Consider the following 24,185-nt stretch of genomic DNA (forward strand, 5'->3'; position numbering starts at 1 on the left):
TGAGTTAGGTCTTTTTAATGCGATGTTTGTCTATCACATTGGCGAATGATATAATAAAGCCACTATAACAATCAAGTAAGGATGACTTATGGAATACTTTTTTTCTGGCACCATTGACCGTATTATTTTTGAAAACGCCAGTAACTTCTTTAAAATCATATTACTCGAAATCGAAGATACCGATTCTGACTTTGATGATTTTGAAATCATTGTCACAGGAACCATTGCTGATGTCATCGAAGGCGAAAACTACACCTTCTGGGGAGAATTAACCCAGCATCCAAAATATGGTGAACAGCTAAAAGTTACCAGATACGAGCGAACAAAACCAACATCTTCTGGGCTCATCAAGTACTTTTCAAGCGACCACTTTAAAGGCATTGGGAAGAAAACAGCTGAAAAAATCGTCCAACTCTACGGTGATGATACGATTGATAAAATTCTAGAAGACCCAAGTAAGCTCGAGAGCATTTCAGGACTATCTAAAGAAAATCGTGACAATTTTGTTGCCAAATTAAAGCTCAACTATGGTACTGAGCAAATCCTCTCAAAACTCGCTGAATACGGCTTAACCAATCGTGTAGCTATTGATATTTTCAATCATTATAAGGAAGAAAGTTTAGAGATTATCCAAGAAAATCCTTACCAATTGGTTGAAGATATTCAAGGCATTGGGTTTAAAATTGCGGACCAGCTCGCCGAACAATTGGGCATTGAGGCAGATGCACCGCAGCGTTTTCGTGCAGCACTCGTTCACAGCTTATTTGAAACCTCGGTTGAAAATGGAGATACTTACGTTGAGGCGCGTGATTTACTAGAAAATGCTATTACCATTTTAGAGGAAGCCCGCCAAATTGAGCTAGACCCTGCTGCTGTTGCTAAGGAATTATCTACGCTTATCGCTGAAGACAAGGTGCAAAATATCGGCACAAAAATCTTTGATAACACACTATTTTATGCCGAAGCGGGTATCAAAAAAAATCTAACACGCATCCTTGATACTCCATTAACTAAACAGTTTTCAGATCAAGACTTACAAGAAGAAATTGAAGACATCGAAGACACCTTTGGCATTTCCTATGATACCGTTCAAAAGAATGCCATCAAAGAAGCACTTCAAAGTAAAGTTTTCATTTTGACTGGGGGACCAGGAACTGGTAAAACAACCGTCATTAATGGTTTGATTGCTGCTTATGCTGATTTGCACGGCATTGATTTAGAGAAAAAAGATATTCCAATCGTTCTTGCTGCGCCAACAGGTCGTGCAGCACGTCGCATGAACGAATTAACTGGGCTTCCAAGTGCAACCATCCACCGTCATCTTGGATTAAACGGTGACAATGACTATCAAGCCATGGATGATTATTTGGACTGTGATTTGATTATCATCGATGAATTTTCAATGGTAGATACTTGGCTAGCTAATCAGCTCTTTAGCTCCATTTCATCAAATACTCAAGTCATTATTGTTGGAGATAGCGACCAACTTCCATCCGTTGGGCCTGGGCAAGTGCTAGCTGATTTGCTTAAAATCAAAACTCTTCCACAAATAGCATTGACAAAAATCTTTAGGCAATCTGAAGATTCGACTATTGTCACTCTAGCTAATCAGATGAGACAAGGCGTCTTGCCAGCTGATTTTACCCAGAAAAAAGCGGACCGTTCTTACTTTGAAGCTGGTGCCCAGTATATTCCTGAGATGATTCCGAAAATTGTCAGCGCAGCTATTAAAAGCGGCATTAGCCCTCAAGAAATTCAAATTCTTGCGCCTATGTACCGTGGTGCTGCCGGCATTAACCGCCTCAATACAATCATTCAAGATTTGCTTAATCCACTCGGTGACCAATTATCATTTGCCTTTGGTGATATGAATTTCCGTAAAGGGGACAAAGTTCTTCATTTGATTAATGACGCCGAACTCAATGTCTTTAACGGTGATATCGGATATATCACAGACTTGATTCCCGCCAAATACACAGAATCAAAGCAAGATGAACTCTACATGTCTTTTGATGGGACAGAAGTGATTTACCCTCGTAACGAATGGCACAAAATCACGCTTGCCTACGCCATGTCCATTCACAAATCACAAGGGAGTGAATTCCAAGTAGTTATTCTGCCAATCACACGCCAAAGTCGTCGTCTTCTACAACGCAATCTGATTTACACAGCCATTACCCGCTCTAAAAGTAAATTAGTCATGCTGGGAGAGATTGCTGCCTTTGATTACGCCATAAAAAACGAAGGCTCTAAACGCAAGACTTACCTCGTCCAACGCTTCACAGCAAATCCAGAAAAACTTGACAACTCAGAAACGATAGAAAATCAAGCCGAGGCAGAAGAAAGCCAAAATGAGCCACTAGAAGATAAAACAAGTTCTTCTTCTGCTCACGTAGAAGAAGAAAAATCCGAAAAAGTTGTTCAACTTAGCCTTGATTTTGACGAAGACAAACCAGATAACGTCAAAGAATACCGTCTAACAGAAGAAAATCTTCCATTTATTGATCCAATGATTGGTATCACTCAAGAAGATATCGAACAATTTTTCAAAAAATAAAAAGAAAAAACTAGGTTAATTTTGTACTAAATTCCTAGTTTTTCTTATGCATTTATTTTGTATAAATATAAATTTTCAGATGATAGAATAGCTTTACACTTAAAACATTTAGAGGCTTAAAACGATTTAATCCTTGAAACTAAAGGGTTTCTTGATATAACATCTCTTGACAGAAAAGTGTTTACATATAAGGAAATTGTGTTATAATATCTGTACTATCATAATAGGATTACCATTGTTTTTAGGAGGTTTGAAATGGTTTCTTATGAAAAAATTCGTCAATCTTTGCGTTCTTGGACGCTTTTTATCGCTTGGGTAAATGTTCTTGCTGCTTTAAGTAAGGTTTGGAGTATTATTAGCTATTATGTCTTAGTTAATAACTTTGATACCTTTAAAGGACAACTTGATGCTGAAAAAATCAAGGTTCTTGAAGCTACTACCAATGTGGGCAACGTTATTATTGCTGTTATCGCTCTTGTTGTTAACATCATTGTAGCTGTTTTAGCATTCAAAAACTTATCAAAAATCAAAGACAATGCTCCAAGTTTATCACCTTACCGCATTGCCTTGATTTATACTGTTGTTTACAATCTTGCAAGCTTTGCCTTGACTGTATATCTCAATATCCCACTTTCACCATTCAATATCGTTTTGCCACTTGTCTTTTTGGGACTTTATGCTTATGTGTACAACAAAGCAGCGCAGCTATTAGACAAAGAAGACGATGAGACTGATTCTGAAAGTGTTAATCAATAACTTTTAAGAAATCAAATACCGTCTCAGAACTTGAGCTAAGACGGTATTTTAATTTTTAAAAGAGATTTAATGGACGAATATTATCTTCTAATCCCATGATAGTAACCCCAAGAAGACGCACGCCAGATTTTGATTCTTCTAAGCTGTCAAATATCGCATGAGCAGCTTGGTCAATCACCTCAAAATCATTGGTGACATCATCTAGTGTTTTACGCTTGGTTAAAGTCGAAAAATCCGCGTATCGAACCTTCAAAACGACAGTGCGACCAACTTTATTATTTCGCATTAAGCTGTCCACAACTCGACGTGTATTTTTTGAAATCTCCGACTTAATATCAGCATCCTCATACAGTAGTTTACTGTAGGTACGTTCACTCCCAATAGATTTTCGAATACGATTGGGTCTGACTGGTGAATTTGAAATACCTCGCGCTTTACGGTACAAATCATAGCCAAAGCGCCCGAAATGGTCAATCAAGGTCATCTCTGGTATTTCTAATAAATCCGCCCCCGTAAAAACACCCATTTGATGTAGCTTTTCAACTGATTTTTTACCAACACCATGAAATTTTTCAATTGGTAATTTTTTCAAGAAATCCTGCGCATCTTCTGGCAATACTAAGGTTAAACCTTTCGGTTTATCATAATCCGAAGCTAGTTTAGCTAGAAATTTGTTATAAGAGACACCGGCTGAACAAGTCAGGTGAACTTCTTGCCAAATATCATATTGAATCATTTTAGCGATTTTAATCGCTGACTTGATGCCGCGTTTATTTTCAGTCACATCCAAGTAAGCCTCATCAATCGACATAGGCTCAACAAGATCGGTGTAACGTCTGAAAATCTCACGAATTTGCATTCCGATTTCTGGGTATTTCTGATAATTTCCAGAAATAAAAATAGCCTGTGGACAACGTTCGTAAGCTTCTTTTGAAGACATGGCCGAATGAACGCCAAATTTTCTGGCTTCATAGTTACATGTCGATACGACGCCTCGTCCACCTGTCTTACGCGGATCAGAGCCGATAATCACAGGCTTTCCTTTGAGGTCTGGATTATCCCTTTCTTCCACTGATGCAAAAAAGGCATCCATATCAATGTGAATAATTTTTCGAGAAGTGTCATTAATTAATGGAAAAATAAGCATCATCCAGTCCTTTCTGACTCTATTATAACAATTTTCATTGCTTTCAAGCAAAACTTACAAATTTCTAGTACAGTTGTCCAAGTTTCTGAAACTGTACTAGAAAAGATTCTTGTTTTTTCCAATTTTTTCGCTTGGGAAAACGCTTCCTTTGTGCTAAACTTATACTTGTAAATGTAACAGATGACTTGTTACTAGAATTTAAGGAGAAATCTCATTATGGCGACTGTTAAAACAAATGCAGATGTTTTTGAAAAAGCCTGGGAAGGCTTTAAAGGTACTGACTGGAAAGAAAAAGCCAGCGTTTCTCGCTTCGTTCAAGCTAACTACACACCATATGATGGTGATGAAAGCTTCTTAGCACCAGCTACTGAACGCTCTCTTAAAATCAAGAAAATCATTGAAGACACTAAAGCTAAATACGAAGCAACTCGTTTCCCAATGGACACTCGTCCAACATCAATCGCAGATATTCCTGCCGGCTATATTTCAAAAGACGATGAATTAATCTACGGTATTCAAAATGATGAGTTGTTCAAATTGAATTTCATGCCAAAAGGTGGTATCCGCATGGCAGAAACAGCACTTAAAGAACATGGTTATGAACCAGATCCTGCTGTTCATGAAATTTTCACAAAATACACTACTACAGTAAATGACGGAATTTTCCGCGCTTATACATCTAATATCCGCCGTGCCCGTCACGCTCACACAGTAACTGGTCTTCCAGATGCTTACTCACGTGGACGTATCATCGGTGTTTATGCTCGTCTTGCTCTTTATGGTGCAGACTACTTGATGCAAGAAAAAGTTAACGACTGGAACGCTATCACTGAAATCGACGAAGAATCTATTCGTCTTCGCGAAGAAGTTAACATGCAATACCAAGCTCTTGGTGAAGTTGTTAAACTTGGTGACCTTTACGGTGTTGATGTCCGTAAACCAGCCATGAACGTTAAAGAAGCTATCCAATGGGTAAACATCGCCTTCATGGCCGTATGTCGTGTTATCAACGGTGCTGCTACTTCTCTTGGACGTGTCCCAATCGTTCTTGATATCTTTGCCGAACGTGACCTTGCTCGTGGTACTTTCACAGAATCAGAAATCCAAGAATTTGTCGATGACTTTGTCTTGAAACTTCGTACTGTAAAATTTGCTCGTACTAAAGCTTACGACGAACTTTACTCAGGTGACCCAACATTCATCACTACATCTATGGCTGGTATGGGTGCTGACGGTCGTCACCGTGTTACTAAAATGGACTACCGTTTCTTGCACACACTTGATAACATCGGTAACGCTCCAGAACCAAACTTGACAGTTCTTTGGACCGATAAATTGCCATATTCATTCCGTCGCTACTGTATGAAAATGTCACACAAACACTCTTCAATCCAATACGAAGGTGTAACAACAATGGCTAAAGACGGTTATGGTGAAATGTCATGTATCTCATGTTGTGTATCACCACTTGACCCAGAAAACGAAGAACAACGTCACAACATCCAATACTTTGGTGCTCGTGTAAACGTCCTTAAAGCTCTTCTTACTGGTTTGAACGGTGGTTACGACGATGTCCACAAAGATTACAAAGTATTTGATATTGAACCAGTTCGTGACGAAATCCTTGATTTCGAAACTGTTAAAGCTAACTTTGAAAAATCTCTTGATTGGTTGACTTCAACTTACGTAGATGCCCTTAACATCATTCACTACATGACTGATAAATACAACTACGAAGCTGTTCAAATGGCATTCTTGCCAACTAAACAACGTGCCAACATGGGATTCGGTATCTGTGGTTTTGCCAATACTGTTGATACTTTGTCAGCAATCAAATACGCTACTGTTAAACCAATCCGTGACGAAGATGGTTACATCTACGACTACGAAACAACTGGTGACTTCCCTCGTTGGGGTGAAGATGACCCTCGTTCTAACGAACTTGCTGAATGGTTGGTAGAAGCTTACACTACTCGTCTTCGTAGCCACAAACTTTACAAGAACGCTGAAGCTACTGTATCACTTCTTACAATCACTTCAAACGTTGCCTACTCTAAACAAACTGGTAACTCTCCAGTTCACAAAGGTGTTTACCTCAACGAAGATGGTACTGTAAACCTTTCTAAACTTGAATTCTTCTCACCAGGTGCTAACCCATCTAACAAAGCTCGCGGTGGTTGGTTGCAAAACTTGAACTCTCTTGCAAGCCTTGACTTCTCATACGCTGCAGATGGTATCTCACTTACAACTCAAGTTTCTCCACGCGCTCTTGGTAAGACATTTGATGAACAAGTTGATAACTTGGTAACTATCCTTGACGGTTACTTCGAAAACGGTGGACAACACGTTAACTTAAACGTCATGGACCTCAAAGATGTTTATGACAAGATTATGAATGGTGAAGATGTTATCGTTCGTATCTCAGGTTACTGTGTCAACACTAAATACCTTACTAAAGAACAAAAGACAGAATTGACACAACGCGTCTTCCACGAAGTTCTTTCAATGGATGACGTTGCTGAAACTGTTGCTGCTAAATAATAAATATCGAAAAAGACTTTGTCAGTTGACAGAGTCTTTTTTTGTCCTTAAAATAGAGCTATGAAAATCAAACAAACCAGAAATACACTTTCAGACACCTATTTAGATGCCATGAAAATCCGACAAATCGTTTTTGTAAAAGGACAGGGTGTTCCTTTATCTCTTGAAATCGATGAAAACGAAGCTTATTGTCTGCATTTTGTCCTTTATAATGACTCAGAAAATGCTGTCGCTACTTGCCGCATTTTGCCAAATCAAGACCACAGCAAAGCAACTTTGCAACGCATGGCAGTTCTTCCTGACCATCAAGGAAAGCATTTTGGAAAGTACCTTCTAGAAGAAGTCATCACTTTTTGTAAACAACAAGGGTTTAAAGAAATGATTCTTCATGCGCAATTAACAGCAAAAGGCTTTTACGATAAACTTGGCTTCACTCCCTTTGGTGAAGAATTTGAGGAAGCAGGCATCCAACATATCAGCATGATGAAAACTTTATAAAATAAAAAAGCACTCCTGACCGAAAGTCAAGAGTGTTTATTTTTCACTGTTTAGAGATGAATAGCGATTGACTGCTTAAAACTATTCTTTTCCTCGTAAGCGACGGAATTTAGCCTTAATGGCTTCTGCAATATCATTACCTTGTTCTTTTAAATGATTAACACGACGTTCGTTCATGTCTTCTTGAACCTTGTCATAAAGTTCATCTTGAACTTGACCTGCAAGTTCAACTTCACGAGCAAGAGCGACAGCATCCCAACGCATGATATTTGTCTTATAAGGAGCAAAGACATGGTTCAATATACTTTCATCCTCTTCATGCACCAAAGCAATAACAGCAACATCGCCATCAAGTAGCTTAGTTGTCACTTCTTCAATCAAGCTATTGTTGGTAGCGTCTGTCATACTACCACTCGCAGCACCGGCAAGACTTCCGATACCGTAGCCGATAATAACACCAATCGGTCCGCTCAAGATACCAATCAAACCACCGACAATTCCACCAATCGTTGCATATTCATGGCTGGTATCATCAAAATCAACAGAATCTTTAATAGTGATTTTACCATTTTCGTTCTTGACCAAGGCAATTTGTGCGATTTGGGTGTGGCTGTCTTGCTTGAAAGCTTTTAATTCTGAAAATGCTTGATAAGCTTCACTTTCAACATTGAAAACAACAGTAAGTACATCTGCCATAACCTTGTCCTCCTTTTCTCTGGTTACCTTCATTATAGCACTTTCGCACTAAAAAAGCCGAGAAAAAGTAAAACGTTTTCATAAAAATAGCAGTCTTTTTAAAAATTTTCCTGAATCCAGTTAGAAATTTTCTGACGTTCTTTAATCCAAAGCGGACGGTCATCGTAAGAATAGGTTCTATTGGTTAAGAAAATAGCCGCTTTTTGTTCTTCGCGATTAATAGCCACATAAGTTCCCGTATAACCTGTATGGTCAAGCCAATCTCCCTCTTTATTCCAAGCTAGCGAGCGTTCTTTATTGGCATGACTAAAGTTTTGCCAAATATCACGCGCAAAATCATCCGTCAGATAATGCTGACACAGTTTTTTAAGGTCAGCAAGATTAGAAAATAACCCAGCTGAGCCGGCGTGATTTTTAAGCACCTTAGCTTTAGGGTCATGGACAAGGCCGTCAGAAATTCCAGCTACCGTTGGCACAGCACCTTTAACTGGCCCAAAACCTGTCTTAGTCATGTCAAAAGGTTCAAATACCTTTTCCTTGAAAAACTCATCTAAAGATTTTCCAAAAATACCTTCCAACATAAAACCAAGCAATAAAAAGTTAATATCTGTGTACAAGAAATCCTTTTTATCTTCTACCGTAATGTGATTAATAGCCTCTTTTAACTCCTTGGCATTAAGCGCATCACGATTTGGAATAAAAGGATTAATCCCACTGCTATGGGTTAATAGTTGGCGAAGCGTCAGATTCTCCTCATGAAAATCAGGATAATATTGCTTAAGCGGCGCATCAATATCCAACTTTCCTTCACGGACAAGTGAAATAACAACTGTTCCGACACCAACCACCTTAGATACAGAGGCCAAATCATATATTAAACCAGAAACAACAGGATTCTTACCATCAATCGTTCCAATATAGTGCTCTGTCCATTGATTGTCTTTAAAAAGAGCTAAACTAGCTCCATGATAAATATTGCGATCAATCTGATCATTGATAATGTCTAGCAAATCTGTCATTTGATAAACCAAATTTCAACTTGACTAGGATCTGAAAGAACCAGGACACTTTCTTTTTTATCTAGATAGATAGATTGTCCTTTAGCTTCTAAATAATCAGCTAAAGCTTTAAGATCATAGTTCTTAGGAACTTTAAATTCTAGAATTTCCAAATCCCATGTTTTTTGAGGGTCAACAGTTAAATCTGCTCCATTTCCTTGTTCAAACTGAAGATCTAATGGCAATTTACCACCGAATACAGTTTGATAGAAAGCTTGAGTACCAGCTTTGTCAGCAACATTAAGTGTCAAACCTTCAAAGTAGAAATCAGAAACTTCTTTTAAGGCGTCATTTTCAGGAAATGTTTGGTTATCAATTTCTCTTAACTCCTGAATATCGTCTTCTGAATGCAAGAGGAAGAGGTCACCTTCTGGAGATACTGTCTCAAAAGCATAGCCTCGTTTACCTTTGAAAAGTCGTTCCACATCAATACCGTTACCTAAAATTCCTTCGATCTCACTTGCTTTAGGGATTTTAACAACGATTTTATTAACTTTTTTATCACCTTTAACAGCACGAGTGTCTGGTGCTGGTGATTCTTCAATGACGAAACGAGCAGTTCGCTGTTTTGTTGAAAATACAGCAATAGCATTTTCTTCGTTCACTAATTTAAAGCCTAATTTTTGATAAAAATCGATGTTGTGATCACGATTATTGATACGTAAAACGGGATGCCTAAACGTGACTCCGTTAAATAAAGTCATAATTATCTCCTCACAGTGTTTTTTGTTAGATGATGTTATACAAGTTCTTACAAAATAAGGACCGGGTCTTTTCTATTTTAGAAAAAAATAGTCAGTTTGACAAGAAATTATGCTCTCCTGGCATAATAAAAAAGAACCCGAAGGTTCTTTTCTGGTTTATTATCTTGTAATCTTATAGGTATAAGAATTTGAACAAGGCAACTGCAGCAACACCAGCAAGGATTGGAGCTACAACTGGTACCCATGAATACCACCATTTAGAATCGCCTTTGTGTTCACCAAGAATTGATTTTGGAAGCAAAGCATGGACGATACGTGGACCAAGGTCACGTGCAGGGTTAAGACCAGGACCTGTAGGACCACCAAGTGAAGTTACAAGTGTCATAACAAGGAATCCGATACCCATGTGAGCAACAGCAAGTGAACCTGTAGTGTAAGGAGCAACTTGAGTTGCAGCTGTAGAAGCATCATAACCTGCAGCAGTCAATTGAGAAATCAATTGTGCACCGAAGTAGTTTTTAGTAAGAGCCATTGCACCAAAGAAAAGTACAAATGATCCAAGGAACTCGTTCAAGAAACCATTAACCCATGCAGCTTTGTGAGTTTCTTTTGTACCATCGTCAACAGCTGAGATAGTTGAGAATGAACCAAGGATAGCATTTGGGTTTTCAGTTTGAAGGTAGTATGGTTTGTGAACCATAACAACAAGCAATTGACCAAACATTGCACCAAGTACTTGAGCGATGATGTATTGAGCAACGTGTGACCATTCAAACAAACCTGAAACTGCAAGTGCAATTGTGAAAGCAGGGTTGATGTGGTTACCAGAAACGTTACCAAACATAAGAGCTGGCATCATAACACCAAAACCATAACCAAGAGCGATGATAACCCAACCTGAGTTGTGTCCTTTTGTACCTTTAAGATCAACGTTTGCAACAGCACCGTTACCAAGGATGATAAGAAGAGCTGTTCCAATAAATTCTGTGATGTATTTCACAGTCCATGAAAAGTCCATGTCTTTTTGTTTCCTCCAAAAAAAATATAGTTTAGACAACTAACATTTTATCAAGTATAATAGATAATGTAAAGGTTATCTGTAAAATTAAAACGTTTACTTTTAGAAGGAGAAATTTTCATGAAATATAACCAATTCTCTTACATACCAAGGCCTGCCGATGCTTGTGAACAAGAATTACAAGCTCTTGGATTTGAGCTTAACAAACGTCAATCTGATAAAGAGGCACTGGAGCACTTCTGTCGTAAGATTTTCTTTAATTATAAAGACACGGATTACCCACTTCACAATCTTATCGCAGATTTCGAGACAGATTTACTGACATTTTTCCAATCTGATTGTCCTCTAACGGCAGATATTTTTTATACCGTTGCCCTTCAATTACTCGGATTCACACCACACGTTGATTTTACAGATACAACTGACTTTTTAGAAAAAATCGACTTTCCAATCAATTATCAAAAAGGACACATTATTGAAGCCCTTTACCACCTACTTGTGAGTCGTCAAAAAGGCGGAATGACTTTACTTGATGATTTAATCAGCAAAGGTCTGATTCCGGTTGATAATGATTACCATTTCTTCAACGGCAAATCTTTAGCAACATTTGATACGAATGACTTGATTCGTGAAGTTGTCTACGTTCAATCTCCTCTTGATACCGATCAAGATGGACAATTAGATTTGATTAAAGTCAATATCATTCGACCAAATACCAAACATCACGTGCCAACCATGATGACTGCAAGTCCTTACCACGAAGGAACAAATGGCGTTGCTAACGACAAGAAACTTTACAAAATGGAAGGCGATTTAGCTGTTAAACCCGCTGGTAAAATCAGTGTTGAGACACGTGACTTCGAGCCACTTGAAACTCCTGACCTTGATCTTCCAGTGGGTGAGACTGAAGAAAGTTTCAACTTCATCGACCCTTATACCCTGAATGACTATTTCTTAGCTCGCGGATTTGCCAATATCTATGTCTCTGGAGTTGGAACAGCTGGTTCAAATGGCTTTATGACAAGTGGTGATTACGCTCAAGTAGAAAGTTTTAAAGCTGTTATTGATTGGTTAAATGGCAGAGCAATCGCCTTTTCTAGCCACCGTCGTGATCAAAAAGTGCTAGCTGATTGGTCAAATGGTTTAGTTTGTACCACTGGTAAATCTTATCTCGGGACTATGTCAACTGCCCTTGCCACAACCGGCGTTGAAGGACTAAAAGTCATCATTGCTGAATCAGCTATTTCATCTTGGTATGACTACTACCGTGAAAATGGTCTTGTCTGCAGCCCTGGTGGTTACCCTGGTGAAGACCTCGATGTCCTTACCGAATTGACTTACTCACGTAATTTGCTCTCTGGTGATTATCTACGTAATAACGAGCACTATCAAAAACTTCTTGACGAACAGTCTGCGGAACTCGACCGCACTTCTGGTGATTACAACCAATTCTGGCACGACCGCAACTATCTTCCACATGCTGATAAAGTTAAAGCTACTTGTGTTTACACACACGGTCTTCAAGATTGGAACGTTAAACCACGTCACATTTTTAACATTTTTAACGCATTACCAAGCTCTGTTGAAAAACATGCCTTCCTTCACAATGGTGAGCACGTCTACATGCACAACTGGCAATCCATTGATTTCCGTGAAAGCATGAATGCTTTGCTCTCTCAAAAACTCTTAGGTCAAGATAATCACTTTGATTTACCAACATTGATTTGGCAGGATAATAGTCAGGAACAAACTTGGACAAGTCGTCTTACTGAATTTGGTAGTGATACCAAAGAAACTTTACCACTTGGAAAAGACCGTCAAATCATTGATAACCATTACGGCAAAGATGAATTTGAGCGTTACAGCAAAAACTTCCGAAACTTCAAGAGTGATTTGTTTGCTGGTAAAGCTAACGCTGTTTGCCTTGATATTCCAATCAACCAAGATTACCATATCAACGGTCAAGTAGAATTGCATTTAACGCTTAAATCAAGTGAAAACAAGGGCATTCTTTCTGCTCAAGTCCTTGATTATGGTCCTAAAAAACGTTTCAAAGATGTGCCAACTAATCGAGCTTTACATGCTATCGATAATGGTCGCAACTTCTCACGCGAAGCTCTTAAGGAACTCCCATTTGTCAAAACACAAGAACGTGTCATTACAAAAGGTGTTCTCAATCTTCAAAACCGCACAGATTTGTTGACAATTGAAGACATTAATCCAAACGAATGGATGACACTTGATTTCACGCTTCAACCAAGCATCTACAAACTCCAAAAAGGTGATAATTTACGTGTCCTTCTCTACACAACAGACTTCGAACACACTATCCGCGATAACAGCAACTACATTTTGACTGTTGATTTGGACCAATCAAGCATCAAGCTTCCGGTAGAAAAATAAGATATTAAAAAGTTGAACCAAAAGGTTCAACTTTTTATTTATTAAATGTAAGTAGCATCTGTGTTCCGACATTTTCCTGACTTTGAACTTGAATAGTTGCCTTATGAAGATTTAGAGCGTGTTTCACAATCGACAATCCTAGCCCTGTTCCACCAACTTTTCGTGAACGACTTTTATCAACACGATAAAATCTTTCAAAAATTCGCTCTTGCTCTTCTTTTGGAATCCCTAAGCCAGTGTCTTTAATTGTTAAAAAGATATGATCTTTATCTGATGTAATAGCTACATCTACACTACCTTCATCACGATTATAAACAATTGCATTATCACATAGATTGTACAAGATTGAGTGAATTAAAGCAGGATTTCCCAACATCTTGACTGATTGACCTGTCAATTGTAAATGAATATTTCTTTGATTTGCTTTAGTTGCTAAGCTATCCAGAACATTTTTAGCAATGGCATAAATATCTAAAATTTCCATTGGTACTTGATCAGTCTCATCCAAGTGAGAAAGATTAATAATATCTTCTACTAGATGAACCAAACGTTGAGATTCTTTGTAAATTTTACTTGCAAAATAAGGAGTGTCATCACTTGAAACCATTCCATTAGCAAGCATCTCTGAGTATCCTGAAATAACATGTAATGGTGTTTTTAACTCATGTGAAACGTTCGCAGTAAATTCATGTCGCAATTGTTCCAACTGTAGCTGATCGGTCACATCATATAATAGAACAACAACCCCAGTCACCTTATTATCAAATAAAATTGGACGGATAAGAATTTTGTAACTATCATTGCCAAAGTGAATAATTCCCTCTTGTTTTTTACCAGATAAACCAGACCTTAACCAATTATTAAACGATAAATCTCTAGTAATTTGTAAAATATCTTTTCCTAAACAATTTCGATCTACCATAAACAGTTGCTGAGCAGCATTATTAATACTAATTACACGGCGCTTTGCGTCTAATAAAATAATACCTTCCCTAATTTTTGAAATAATGGTATCGAATTCTTCCTTTTTCTGATTCAATAGAGCTTCTTGTTCACTTAATACTCTCTGATGATAGTCAATCCGTCTCAATAATGGTGAGATCTCATCATAAGCTTCATTTTGTAATGGTTGATCTAAATCTAAATCATTCAAAGGTGAAACAATACGTTTAGCTGTGTATCGTGCAGCCCAAATTGATAAAATCATCGCTAATAGAATAATCAATGCAAACGGCTGGAACATTCTAATATACAAAAGCAATAAACTATGCTGTGTCACTGACAATCGAATAACACTTCCATCATCTAAGCGCTGTGCCAAATATAAGGATTTAGTTGTTAAGGTTGAAGAATAACGCGTACTTTCTCCATAGCCATCATGCAAAGCTTCCTTGAATTCCTCACGATCAGAATGGCTGTCCATTTTTTTAGGATTGGATTCATTATCATAAAGGATTGTTCCATTGTGATTAATCCAAGTCATACGTATCCCTGATACCTTCAAATGATTAAAATATTTTTTCCCTTCAAGATTAACACCTTGAGCAACCAATAAGGTCTCAGCTTTCAATTGCTCTTTTTGAACCTGGGCAAAATAGCCATAAAGTGTTCCCATAATCAGTAAAATTGCCGAAAAAAGGATACCTAAACTCACTAAAAGTGTTGAACGAAAAATTTTCTTAACCATTATCATCCTCCAGTCGGTAACCTACTCCTCGAATGGTTTGAATAAAATGACTAGCATCACCAAGTTTTGTTCGAAGCGTTCCAATGTGAACGTCAACAGTTCTTGTTTCACCTAAAAACTCAACTCCCCAAATTTGCTCAAGTAAATCTTGTCTAGTGAATACTCGATTAGGATTTTGCATCAAAAGAGCTAAAAGTTCGAATTCCTTTAAAGTCAAATGAATCACTTGATTATCTTTTTTCACAACATAATTCTGAACATCAAGTAATAGATTTCCAAATCGAACTTGCTTGGGTTTATAATTTTTTTGACTTCGACGTAAAACTGCTTTAATCCGAGAAATCATCTCCATCATACCAAAAGGCTTAACAAGATAATCATCTGCTCCCATATCAAGCCCCTTAACTTTATCAAATTCAGTTCCCTTTGCTGTTGCCATTATGACAGGAATCTCAGTGGTAGCACTATTTTCTTCTAACTCCTCTAAAATAGATAATCCACTGCTACCGGGCAACATAATGTCTAGTAAAATCAAATCAGGCTTTTGTACCTGCATAGCCTGCCAAAAGTCAGCTGCGTCTGCGAAACCTTGTGATTCAAATCCCGCTGTTTTTAGAGTATAAAGTTCTAATTCACGAATATCATCATCATCTTCAACACAGTAAATCATATGTCATCTCCGTCTAATTGCCCAGTAATAGAAAAAATTACCCATTTAGCAATATTAACCGTATGGTCACCGATACGTTCAATATATTTAGCGACCATCAAAACATCAATAGCATATTCGCCATCAACATCATCGCCAGAAAAGTATGTCATTAAATTTACCTTTATTGTATCAAAATCTTGGTCAACTGTGTTGTCATAGGAGATGACTCTATTAGCTAATTTTTCATCATTATACACAAAAGCATCAACACTAGTTGTTACCATTCTAACCACATGAGCTACCATCTTCTGTAAATACTCTAACTCTACTCCAGATTTAATATGTCCTTGATTAACAATTTCACTTATTTCTGATGCTTGAGCTCCAATTCGCTTCATGTCATAAACCATCTTTAAGGCTGCTGAAACACGTCTGAGATCTTTTGCAACGGGCTGTTGACGTAAAAGAATTTTTAAACACTGTTCCTCAATATCTCTCTCAAATTGCTCAATTTTTTGATATGTTTTAGTAACATCATTAACTAAAGAAGGATTTTCTTTTTTTAAAACTTGAACAGATTTTGAAATAATATCCTCGCAAAAAGCTCCCATTAGAATGACATTTTTCGTTAAATCCTGCAATTGATTTTCAAATGTTGAACGAATCATCCAAATCTCCCTGTAATATAATTTTCTGTTCTTTCATCTTGTGGTAATGAAAATAGTTGGCTTGTCTTATTCACTTCAACCAGCTCTCCCATTAAAAAGAAAGCTGTCTGATCTGAAACTCTCACAGCCTGTTGCATGTTATGAGTTACCATGACAATACTGTATTTTTCTTTCAATTTAGATACCAAATCTTCAATTTTAGAAGTTGATATCGGATCAAGAGCGCTTGTCGGTTCATCCATTAGCAATACCTCAGGTTCAATAGCCAGCGCACGCGCAATACACAAACGTTGTTGCTGTCCACCAGATAAACCCATAGCTGATTTACTCAAACGATCTTTGACCTCATCCCAAATAGCTGCTTGTTTTAAAGAATGCTCAACAATCTCATCTAATTGAGCTTTTGAATGGATTCCGTGTGTTCTTGGGCCAAAAGCAATATTATCATAAATGCTCATCGGAAATGGGTTTGGCTTTTGAAAAACCATGCCAACTTTTTTTCGAAGTCCATTAACATCTAACTCTTGATAAATATCTTTACCATCCAAAATCACCTGCCCGGTGATTCGACAGTCTTTAACCAAATCATTCATGCGATTCAAACTTTTTAGTAGCGTTGATTTTCCACATCCTGATGGTCCAATAAAGGCTGTAATACCATTAGCCGGAATTTCTAAACAAATTGACTTCAAAGCATGAAAATCTCCATAATACAAATCTAAATTATCAACAATTAACTTACTCATCACCCATCTCACTTCCTAAACGTCTGGCAACAAAGCCAGATAAGATATTGATTACAATTACTAAAACTAAAAGAACTACAGCCGTTGCATAAGTTTGCTTAAGATACATTCCTTCACCAGATATCGCGTACATGTGAACTGCTAAAGTTCTGGAAGAACTAAAGATACTTTTTGCCACTTCTGCCACAGTTCCTGCTGTAAAAATCAGAGCTGCAGATTCTCCAATAATACGACCAATAGCTAAAATAACTCCTGAAAAGATACCTGGTACTGCACTTGGTAAAACAATTCTAAAAATTGTTCGAAGCTTACCTGCTCCTAAAGCAAATGCACCTTCCCTATAACTATCAGGTACAGACAACAAAGCCTCTTCTGTTGTTCTCATAACTAAAGGAAGAATCATAATGCTTAGCGTAATTGAACCAGATAATAGAGACAAGCCAAAATGTGCGTATTTTACAAAGAAAAGTGCTCCAAACAAACCATAGATTATTGATGGAATTCCTGATAATGTTTCAGTAGCAACCCTAATAAGTCCAACTATAAAATTGTCTCTTCTAGCATATTCTGTCAAATAAATAGAACCACCTACTCCAACAGGAACAGCAATAAATAATGTCAATAAAGTTATCGATAAGGTATTAATCAATGCTGGAAGTAAGGAAACATTTTCTGTCGTATAGTTTAAAGCAAATAAATCTTTATTAAGATTTGGTACTCCTCTGACTAAAATGTAAATGATGATAAAAATAATAACTAAAAAACATAAAAAAGCTGCTAGATACACCATAAAAAATAAAATCATTGACAAGGTATCTTTTCTACGAAAATCAATCTGCTGTTTTATATTCTTCCGATTGATATTTTTCATACTACTCCTCTTTTCGTAATAATGAGAAACCAATATTAACAATTAACACAAATAGGAATAGAACAACTGCTGTACCAATCAGAGCTTCTCTATGAAGTCCCGTTGAATATCCCATTTCCATAACAATATTTGTCGTTAGCGTCCGAACACCCGAAGTCAATGAGCTTGGTAAAATCGCCTGATTCCCTGCAACCATAATTACAGCCATCGTCTCTCCAACAGCACGACCTAAACCAAGTATTATTGCCGCCAAAATACCACGTTTAGCAGCTGGAAGTAATACAAAAAATACACTTCTTTCATGTGAGGCACCTAAGGCTAAACCTCCTTCATAATAATGATTGGGTACAGCACGAATAGCTGATTCTGATACACTAACAATTGTTGGTAAAATCATTATTCCCAAAAGAATTGATGCCGTCAGAACACCCATGCCGTAACCTCCAATATAGTTACGAACAAATGGAACAAGAACAACAAGACCAAAGAAGCCATACACAACAGAAGGGATCCCAGCCATTAAGTTAATAATAGCCTTTAAAGGTTTATACATTTTTGGGGGACAAAATCGAGCCATAAAGACAGCCGTCAAAATTCCAAGCGGAACCCCAATAACTAGCGCACCTAATGTCACATAAAGTGAACCTACAATCATAGGCAATATGCCAAATTCGTTACTAGAAGGTCTCCAAATCTCTCCAAAAAGAAAATTTTTAATTCCTATTTCTTTTATAGCCGGAAATCCATTTAGCAACAAGAAAATACATATCAGCAAAACTGAAACAACCGAAATACTTGCTGCTAAAAAGAAAACTCCCTGCATGATTTTTTCTTTTTTCCGATTCATGATGTCCTCTTATTCACTCAAACCTTCCCACTCTGTTAATTTTCCAGAAAAAATTTTTTTAACCTGCTGACTAGTCAAGTTATCCACTTTATTCGTCTTGTTAACGACAAGTGCAATACCATCCATCGCAATAACTGTTGATGAAACACCCTTAGATTTCTCAGCATTCTCCAATTCACGAGACGCCATACCAATATCAGATGTTCCATCAATAGCATCATTAATACCTGTAGATGAATCACTTTGTTGGATATCTACTTTAACACCAGGATTTGCCTTGTTATAAGCTTCTTTCAATTTTTCCATAACTGGAGTTACTGAACTTGAACCAGAAACTACAACTTTTCCAGAAGTCATACTAATTTGATAAGGTTTTCGGTGTTCAAGAGGAATATATCCATTATCTTCAACAATCTTCTGACCATCACTACTTAAAACATAATCAATAAAATCTTTTGCTGACTTACTGATTTCAGCTTTTGTAACAATATTGAATGGTCGAGAAATTTTGTAAGAACCATTTTTAATCGCCTTAACACTAGCTTTCTTCCCGTCAATTTTTAAAACTTTGACACTATTATTAAGAGCACCTAATGAAGCATAACCAATAGCTGCCTTATCTCCAGATACAGTTGTTAACATTACCGAAGTAGAATTCGTTACAATAGCATTCGATGTTGTCGTATCAACCGTTTCACCTTTACTATTTTTATCTTTTAAGTCAAATAGATCCACAAAGGCGCCACGTGTACCTGACCCCTCTTCACGAGAAACAACACTTATCTGTCCCAAACCCGATTCACTCTTAGTTGATTTTCCACAAGCAGATAAAGCAACCCCTGCTCCTAAACTTAGAAGGGCAAAACCAGCGAATAATTTCATTTTTTTCATGATATTCTCCTTTATTATCTTTATAGTCGTCATTATAATCAGACAACATCAAATCTACTACCTAATTTTTGTAAAATCTTTGTAAAATAACTCTTCTTAGACAAAAAAAGCCAAATAGAAAGAATACCTCAAAACTTTAAGTTCTATAGGAAAGATGCTATAATATTAATATCTTTTCCAAATTGATAAAGACTCATCCCCTGATACGAAAGGAATCTTATAACTATTATGATGAACATGCAAAACATGATGCGTCAAGCTCAAAAACTTCAAAAACAAATGGAGAAAAAACAAGCTGAGCTTGCTAGCACAACTTTCACTGGAAAATCAGCTCAAGAATTAGTTGTCGCTGAATTCACAGGTGATAAAAAATTGGTTAACATCTCATTCAAAGATGCTATCGTTGACCCAGATGATATCGAAACTCTTCAAGATATGACAACCCAAGCTATCAACGATGCTCTTGCTCAAGTTGATGCTGCCACTCAAAAAACACTTGGTGCTTTCGCAGGTAAATTGCCATTCTAAGCTAAACATCAAAAAAGCTCGAACCAATTGGTTCGAGCTTTTTATTTACTTGCAACTTCTAAACAATAAGTTTTTTCATGACAATGCGGGCAAGTGAGTTTTCGTGTTTTTGGCGTATGAGGTGCAAAGAAGAATGTCTTAAAATTTGGTTGAAATCGGTGATGACAATTTGGGCAAACATAAGCAACATTTTGAGCATATACCTTTGCAAACCAGATTGCAAAAGGTAGTATGATGATTTCAGCAAGCAGATAAATCCAAAAATTCTTTGCCACAATTGCCCATACTATGCTTCCCACTTGAAGGATAATTAAAGGCAAAAAAATGAAAAACATCTTCCGATGAACCTTTTTCAAAGATAATTGATTTTTCATGGTAAGAGAAATGTCTGATAAAAAGTCTAGTGATTGTCCTGACTGGCTCTTAACTCTGTCAAGTAAGTTTACAGCAGTGTCAAGTTTCGCCTTCTTTTCAGCAAGCTGCTCTTTGGTGTCTTTGATATGCTCTACAAGAAGAAGTTCTAAAACCTGCTTGGCATTTTCTTCAGCAAAAAGACGCTTAATCTGCTCAATCGAAAAATCCAATTCTCGTAAAAAACATATCAGATGTAGCCGTTCCAAATCACTCTCGGTATAGATACGACGACCACCTTCTGTCAATTGTGACGGTAGCAAAATACCACGCTTATCATAGTACTGCACTGTGCGAACCGAAACACCAGCCAATTTAGCCAAATCACCAGTTGTGTAAGTCTGAGACATTTCCTCCACCTCCTTTCTGCCTTCATTATAGGACATAACCTAAGGTCACAAGCAAGAGGTTACTCTAGATGATTTTTTCTTTTTTTGAAAAATAGCTGAGCTCTTAATCAAAAAAGCCACCCAAAGCAGCAAATGGATTGTCACCATGCTCTTCTTCTTGTTGAGTCAAATAAGATTTATTCTCATCAAATTCCATGAATTTTTCGTAGACTAGTGCTGTCATACGAGCATCTTCTAAAGAATTATGCCCATGTCCAGAAATACCTAAAAAGTCGGCAACACTTGTTAACTTAAGATTGGCAATACCATTTAAATCCGAGCTACGACGTTCATAAGCTTCATCATAAAGATCAACCTTGTAAAGCTCTGTCAAGTCTAAATCATTTTCAGCTAACAAAGGAAGGTCTGATTTCAAGGCATTATACCCAACAAGAGCTGTTTTTCCAACAAAATCTTTAAAATCAGCCAAAACTTTATCCAATTTTGGCGCCTTAGCAATTTTTTCAGATGTAATACCTGTTAAGCCATTAATAAAAGATTGTAAAGGAACATCTGTGTAAACGTAAGTGTCAAAGTTGTCAACTTCTACACCATCTCGAAATTTTACAGCAGAAACCTGAATGATGTGACTGATTTCAGCAACAGTGTTAAATTCCAAGTCAAAAGCAATGTACTCAGATAGCTTTTCCATAATTCCTCCCTAAAAATATAATCATTTCGTTATAAAATAAGCTGGAACTTTCGTCCCAGCTCCGCCTAATAAGCTTATTTTTTACCAAAGAGACGCGCAAAGAATCCTTTCGGAGCAGCTGCTTGCTCTTCTTGTTCTTGAATGGCTTCTTCAGTTTTTGTTTGAATTTCCTCGAACTCAGCCTTAGCTTCATTAAGTTCAAGTTGAAGACGTTTGCTATCTTCCATAGCAGCCAGTGTCAACTGTTGTTGTTGATCTAGTTGCTTGTCTTTCTCACCAATTTGAACATCTTTAACACGAAGTTGCTCATCTTTTGAAGCCAATTGTTTGTCTTTAGCTTTTAGTTGCTCATACAAACGTGTAATTTCTGTATTTTTTTCATCAACTAAAATTTCCAAAAGTTCACGTTGTTTTGTTTCTTCGTCAATTGGATCATCTTCAAAAATGGTTTTTTTATAGATTTCTTCTAGTTTAATCAAGCCGCTACGATTAACCACCGTAACACCTTTTTCATTTTTATCTACATCTTCTTCTGGGAGATTCTTAACACGATTATTAACTGCTTGACGGCTAACTCCTAGAATCTCAGCAATTTCACTAACTGTTTTCTCGATTGCCATAATATCCTCTTTTACATTGAAATACTTATGAAAAGGATAACACATGAACACCTGATTGTCAATTTTTAGCCGATTGCTTGACTCCCTAAAGCTTGAAATAATGGGCTTTTTTTGTAATCGTGTCAACTTTCTGTCATTTTCTGTAAACTTGCTCATTTATTTCAAAAATATCCACTAGTATTTGACTACGGGATAGAAGTATTTTATGCTACAATGATTATATGAAACAATACGATACAATTATCATCGGCGGTGGACCTGCTGGAATGATGGCTGCTATTTCTAGCAGCTACTATGGCTACAAAACATTACTGATCGAAAAAAATAAACGTCTTGGTAAAAAATTGGCTGGTACGGGTGGCGGTCGTTGCAACGTCACAAATAGCGGTACCATCGATGACCTGATGGAAGGCATCCCTGGCAATGGGCGTTTTCTATACAGTGTCTTTTCACAATTTGATAACCATGATATTATGCGCTTTTTTGAAGAAAATGGCGTTGCTTTAAAAGTTGAAGACCATGGGCGCGTCTTTCCAAAGACTGACAAATCAAAAACAATCATCGATGCTCTAGCACACAAAATTAGTGAACTCGGGGGCACTGTTTTAACAAATACCGAAGTCGTTTCTGTGAAAAAAATCGATAACCTTTTCCACATCAAATCTGCTTCAGATGAGTTTGTCTGTGAAAAACTCATTGTCACAACTGGTGGGAAAGCTTACCCATCAACTGGTTCGACTGGATTTGGCTATGAAATCGCTCGTCACTTCAAGTTAAACTTAACAGAACTTGAAGCTGCAGAAAGTCCTTTATTAACAGATTTTCCACACAAGGAACTTCAAGGAATTTCTCTAAGCGATATTAGCCTATCTTATGGGAAACATCACATTACACACGATTTACTCTTTACCCACTTTGGGCTATCTGGACCAGCTGCGCTTCGCATGTCTAGCTTTATTAAAGGTGGAGAAACTATCACACTTGATGTTATCCCCAAAGTATCCACAGATGAACTTCTTGCCTTCTTAGAAGAGCATCGTGAAAAGTCACTCAAGAATACTCTTAAAATGCTTGTTCCTGAGCGCTTAGCAAGCTTTTTTGCTCAGCCATTTCCTGAAAAAGTTAAACAACTGACACCAAATCAAGAAAAAGAGCTTGTGGATAAGATAAAAGCTTTACCAATCAAGGTCACTGGAAAAATGTCTCTCGCAAAATCCTTTGTAACCAAAGGTGGCGTTGACTTAAAAGAAATCAATCCTAAAACCCTTGAAAGCAAACAAGTTCCAGGTTTGCACTTTGCTGGCGAAGTCCTTGATATCAATGCCCACACAGGTGGCTTTAATATCACAGTTGCTTTGTGTACAGGCTGGGTTGCCGGAAGTTTACATTATTAACAATTGTTGAGAAATCCAAAATTGGATTTCTTTTTTATATTTTTTAAAAAATATTTAACTAGTTAAGGTTTTTTGCTTGATTCTTAGCTCAAAAGTGCTATAATTAATTTTGTTAACCAGTTAACTAAAAGGAGATATTATGGCTAAAAAATCAAAAATCGCTAGATACAATAAACAATTAAAACTCATTGAACAATATGCAGACTTGCGTCGCGAACTAAAAGCTAAAGGTGATTACGAAGCCCTTCGTAAATTACCGCGCGACTCAAATCCAAATCGCTTGAAAAACCGTGACCGCATTGACGGACGTCCTCATGCTTACATGCGAAAATTTGGCATGAGCCGTATCAACTTCCGTAATCTTGCTCACGAAGGAAAAATCCCAGGTGTCACAAAAGCCAGCTGGTAATCCTCAAAAAAATAGAAAGACAAAAGTTTTTATCACACAAAA

The 24,185-nt window shown here is 37.2% G+C and carries 23 protein-coding genes; 8 read left to right on the forward strand and 15 right to left on the reverse strand.

Annotated elements, in window-relative coordinates; all coding sequences use genetic code 11:
* Positions 1-88: 88 nt before the first annotated feature.
* Together BLR83_RS06255 and BLR83_RS06260 are read left to right on the forward strand one after the other, a co-directional pair.
* Complete coding sequence (locus BLR83_RS06255) at positions 89-2,557, forward strand: SF1B family DNA helicase RecD2 (protein ID WP_074560888.1); 2,469 nt, start codon at positions 89-91, stop codon at positions 2,555-2,557.
* Between the two features lie 255 nt (positions 2,558-2,812).
* Positions 2,813-3,313: a hypothetical protein gene (locus BLR83_RS06260; protein WP_074560889.1), complete on the forward strand. Its 501-nt coding sequence runs from the start codon at positions 2,813-2,815 to the stop codon at positions 3,311-3,313.
* 55 nt (positions 3,314-3,368) lie between these two features.
* Here BLR83_RS06260 and dinB read toward each other — a convergent pair whose 3' ends face one another.
* Positions 3,369-4,460, reverse strand: a complete 1,092-nt coding sequence (gene dinB / locus BLR83_RS06265; protein WP_074561109.1) for a DNA polymerase IV — start codon at positions 4,458-4,460, stop codon at positions 3,369-3,371.
* A gap of 216 nt (positions 4,461-4,676) precedes the next feature.
* On the opposite strand from dinB, the gene pflB reads away from it, so the two are divergent.
* Both pflB and BLR83_RS06275 read left to right on the forward strand, forming a co-directional pair.
* Positions 4,677-7,001, forward strand: coding sequence for a formate C-acetyltransferase (pflB, locus tag BLR83_RS06270; protein ID WP_074560890.1), 2,325 nt, complete (start codon positions 4,677-4,679; stop codon positions 6,999-7,001).
* A 60-nt stretch (positions 7,002-7,061) separates the two neighbouring features.
* Positions 7,062-7,499 carry a GNAT family N-acetyltransferase gene (locus BLR83_RS06275; protein ID WP_074560891.1) on the forward strand — a complete coding sequence of 146 codons (438 nt, stop codon included), beginning with the start codon at positions 7,062-7,064 and terminating at the stop codon, positions 7,497-7,499.
* An 81-nt stretch (positions 7,500-7,580) separates the two neighbouring features.
* Here BLR83_RS06275 and BLR83_RS06280 read toward each other — a convergent pair whose 3' ends face one another.
* The 4 genes from BLR83_RS06280 to gla all read right to left on the reverse strand — a co-directional run bounded on the left by BLR83_RS06280 (position 7,581) and on the right by gla (position 10,975).
* Complete coding sequence (locus tag BLR83_RS06280; RefSeq protein ID WP_074560892.1) at positions 7,581-8,195, reverse strand: DUF1269 domain-containing protein; 615 nt, start codon at positions 8,193-8,195, stop codon at positions 7,581-7,583.
* Positions 8,196-8,293: 98 nt separating this feature from the next.
* Positions 8,294-9,214, reverse strand: a complete 921-nt coding sequence (locus BLR83_RS06285) for a serine hydrolase domain-containing protein (protein ID WP_074561110.1) — start codon at positions 9,212-9,214, stop codon at positions 8,294-8,296.
* Positions 9,211-9,957 carry a CppA family protein gene (locus tag BLR83_RS06290; protein ID WP_074560893.1) on the reverse strand — a complete coding sequence of 249 codons (747 nt, stop codon included), beginning with the start codon at positions 9,955-9,957 and terminating at the stop codon, positions 9,211-9,213. Before BLR83_RS06290 ends, BLR83_RS06285 begins: the two co-directional genes overlap by 4 nt.
* Before the next feature lie 172 nt (positions 9,958-10,129).
* A complete protein-coding gene (gene gla, locus BLR83_RS06295; RefSeq protein ID WP_074560894.1) occupies positions 10,130-10,975 on the reverse strand; it encodes an aquaglyceroporin Gla in 846 nt (281 codons plus the stop codon).
* Between the two features lie 120 nt (positions 10,976-11,095).
* Between gla and BLR83_RS06300 the strand changes: the two genes are divergently transcribed.
* A complete protein-coding gene (locus tag BLR83_RS06300; RefSeq protein WP_074560895.1) occupies positions 11,096-13,378 on the forward strand; it encodes a Xaa-Pro dipeptidyl-peptidase in 2,283 nt (760 codons plus the stop codon).
* Positions 13,379-13,412: 34 nt separating this feature from the next.
* Here BLR83_RS06300 and BLR83_RS06305 read toward each other — a convergent pair whose 3' ends face one another.
* Genes BLR83_RS06305 through BLR83_RS06335 form a run of 7 tightly spaced genes read right to left on the reverse strand, consistent with a single transcriptional unit; the run spans position 13,413 to position 19,740 of the window.
* Positions 13,413-15,065 (reverse strand): sensor histidine kinase, encoded by a 1,653-nt coding sequence (locus BLR83_RS06305; protein WP_074560896.1) that lies wholly within the window; start codon positions 15,063-15,065, stop codon positions 13,413-13,415.
* Positions 15,058-15,735 carry a response regulator transcription factor gene (locus BLR83_RS06310; RefSeq protein WP_074560897.1) on the reverse strand — a complete coding sequence of 226 codons (678 nt, stop codon included), beginning with the start codon at positions 15,733-15,735 and terminating at the stop codon, positions 15,058-15,060. The genes BLR83_RS06305 and BLR83_RS06310 overlap by 8 nt, the downstream gene beginning before the upstream one ends.
* Positions 15,732-16,385 (reverse strand): phosphate signaling complex protein PhoU, encoded by a 654-nt coding sequence (phoU, locus tag BLR83_RS06315; protein WP_074560898.1) that lies wholly within the window; start codon positions 16,383-16,385, stop codon positions 15,732-15,734. The genes BLR83_RS06310 and phoU overlap by 4 nt, the downstream gene beginning before the upstream one ends.
* Positions 16,382-17,131 (reverse strand): phosphate ABC transporter ATP-binding protein PstB, encoded by a 750-nt coding sequence (gene pstB / locus BLR83_RS06320; protein ID WP_074560899.1) that lies wholly within the window; start codon positions 17,129-17,131, stop codon positions 16,382-16,384. Before pstB ends, phoU begins: the two co-directional genes overlap by 4 nt.
* On the reverse strand, positions 17,124-18,002 hold the full coding sequence (gene pstA / locus BLR83_RS06325) for a phosphate ABC transporter permease PstA (protein WP_074560900.1): 879 nt from the start codon (positions 18,000-18,002) through the stop codon (positions 17,124-17,126). The genes pstB and pstA overlap by 8 nt, the downstream gene beginning before the upstream one ends.
* A gap of 1 nt (position 18,003) precedes the next feature.
* Complete coding sequence (gene pstC / locus BLR83_RS06330) at positions 18,004-18,849, reverse strand: phosphate ABC transporter permease subunit PstC (RefSeq protein ID WP_074560901.1); 846 nt, start codon at positions 18,847-18,849, stop codon at positions 18,004-18,006.
* Positions 18,850-18,858: 9 nt separating this feature from the next.
* The gene (locus BLR83_RS06335; RefSeq protein ID WP_074560902.1) at positions 18,859-19,740 is read right to left on the reverse strand and encodes a substrate-binding domain-containing protein; all 882 of its coding nucleotides are present in this window, start codon (positions 19,738-19,740) and stop codon (positions 18,859-18,861) included.
* A gap of 228 nt (positions 19,741-19,968) precedes the next feature.
* Here BLR83_RS06335 and BLR83_RS06340 point away from each other — a divergent pair, with 228 nt between their 5' ends.
* Positions 19,969-20,268: a YbaB/EbfC family nucleoid-associated protein gene (locus BLR83_RS06340; RefSeq protein WP_024343543.1), complete on the forward strand. Its 300-nt coding sequence runs from the start codon at positions 19,969-19,971 to the stop codon at positions 20,266-20,268.
* A 41-nt stretch (positions 20,269-20,309) separates the two neighbouring features.
* Here the strand turns inward: BLR83_RS06340 and BLR83_RS06345 are convergent, their stop codons facing one another.
* The 3 genes from BLR83_RS06345 to BLR83_RS06355 all read right to left on the reverse strand — a co-directional run bounded on the left by BLR83_RS06345 (position 20,310) and on the right by BLR83_RS06355 (position 22,340).
* A complete protein-coding gene (locus tag BLR83_RS06345) occupies positions 20,310-21,029 on the reverse strand; it encodes a MerR family transcriptional regulator (protein ID WP_074560903.1) in 720 nt (239 codons plus the stop codon).
* Positions 21,030-21,132: 103 nt separating this feature from the next.
* The gene (locus BLR83_RS06350) at positions 21,133-21,720 is read right to left on the reverse strand and encodes a 3'-5' exonuclease (RefSeq protein WP_074560904.1); all 588 of its coding nucleotides are present in this window, start codon (positions 21,718-21,720) and stop codon (positions 21,133-21,135) included.
* A gap of 74 nt (positions 21,721-21,794) precedes the next feature.
* Positions 21,795-22,340 carry a DUF536 domain-containing protein gene (locus BLR83_RS06355; protein WP_074560905.1) on the reverse strand — a complete coding sequence of 182 codons (546 nt, stop codon included), beginning with the start codon at positions 22,338-22,340 and terminating at the stop codon, positions 21,795-21,797.
* A 221-nt stretch (positions 22,341-22,561) separates the two neighbouring features.
* On the opposite strand from BLR83_RS06355, the gene BLR83_RS06360 reads away from it, so the two are divergent.
* Positions 22,562-23,734, forward strand: a complete 1,173-nt coding sequence (locus tag BLR83_RS06360; protein ID WP_074560906.1) for an aminoacetone oxidase — start codon at positions 22,562-22,564, stop codon at positions 23,732-23,734.
* A gap of 139 nt (positions 23,735-23,873) precedes the next feature.
* Complete coding sequence (rpsN, locus tag BLR83_RS06365) at positions 23,874-24,143, forward strand: 30S ribosomal protein S14 (protein WP_024343539.1); 270 nt, start codon at positions 23,874-23,876, stop codon at positions 24,141-24,143.
* Positions 24,144-24,185 lie beyond the last annotated feature (42 nt).

The sequence above is a fragment of the Streptococcus equinus genome (assembly GCF_900101445.1).
Taxonomy (GTDB): Bacteria; Bacillota; Bacilli; order Lactobacillales; family Streptococcaceae; genus Streptococcus; species Streptococcus equinus_B.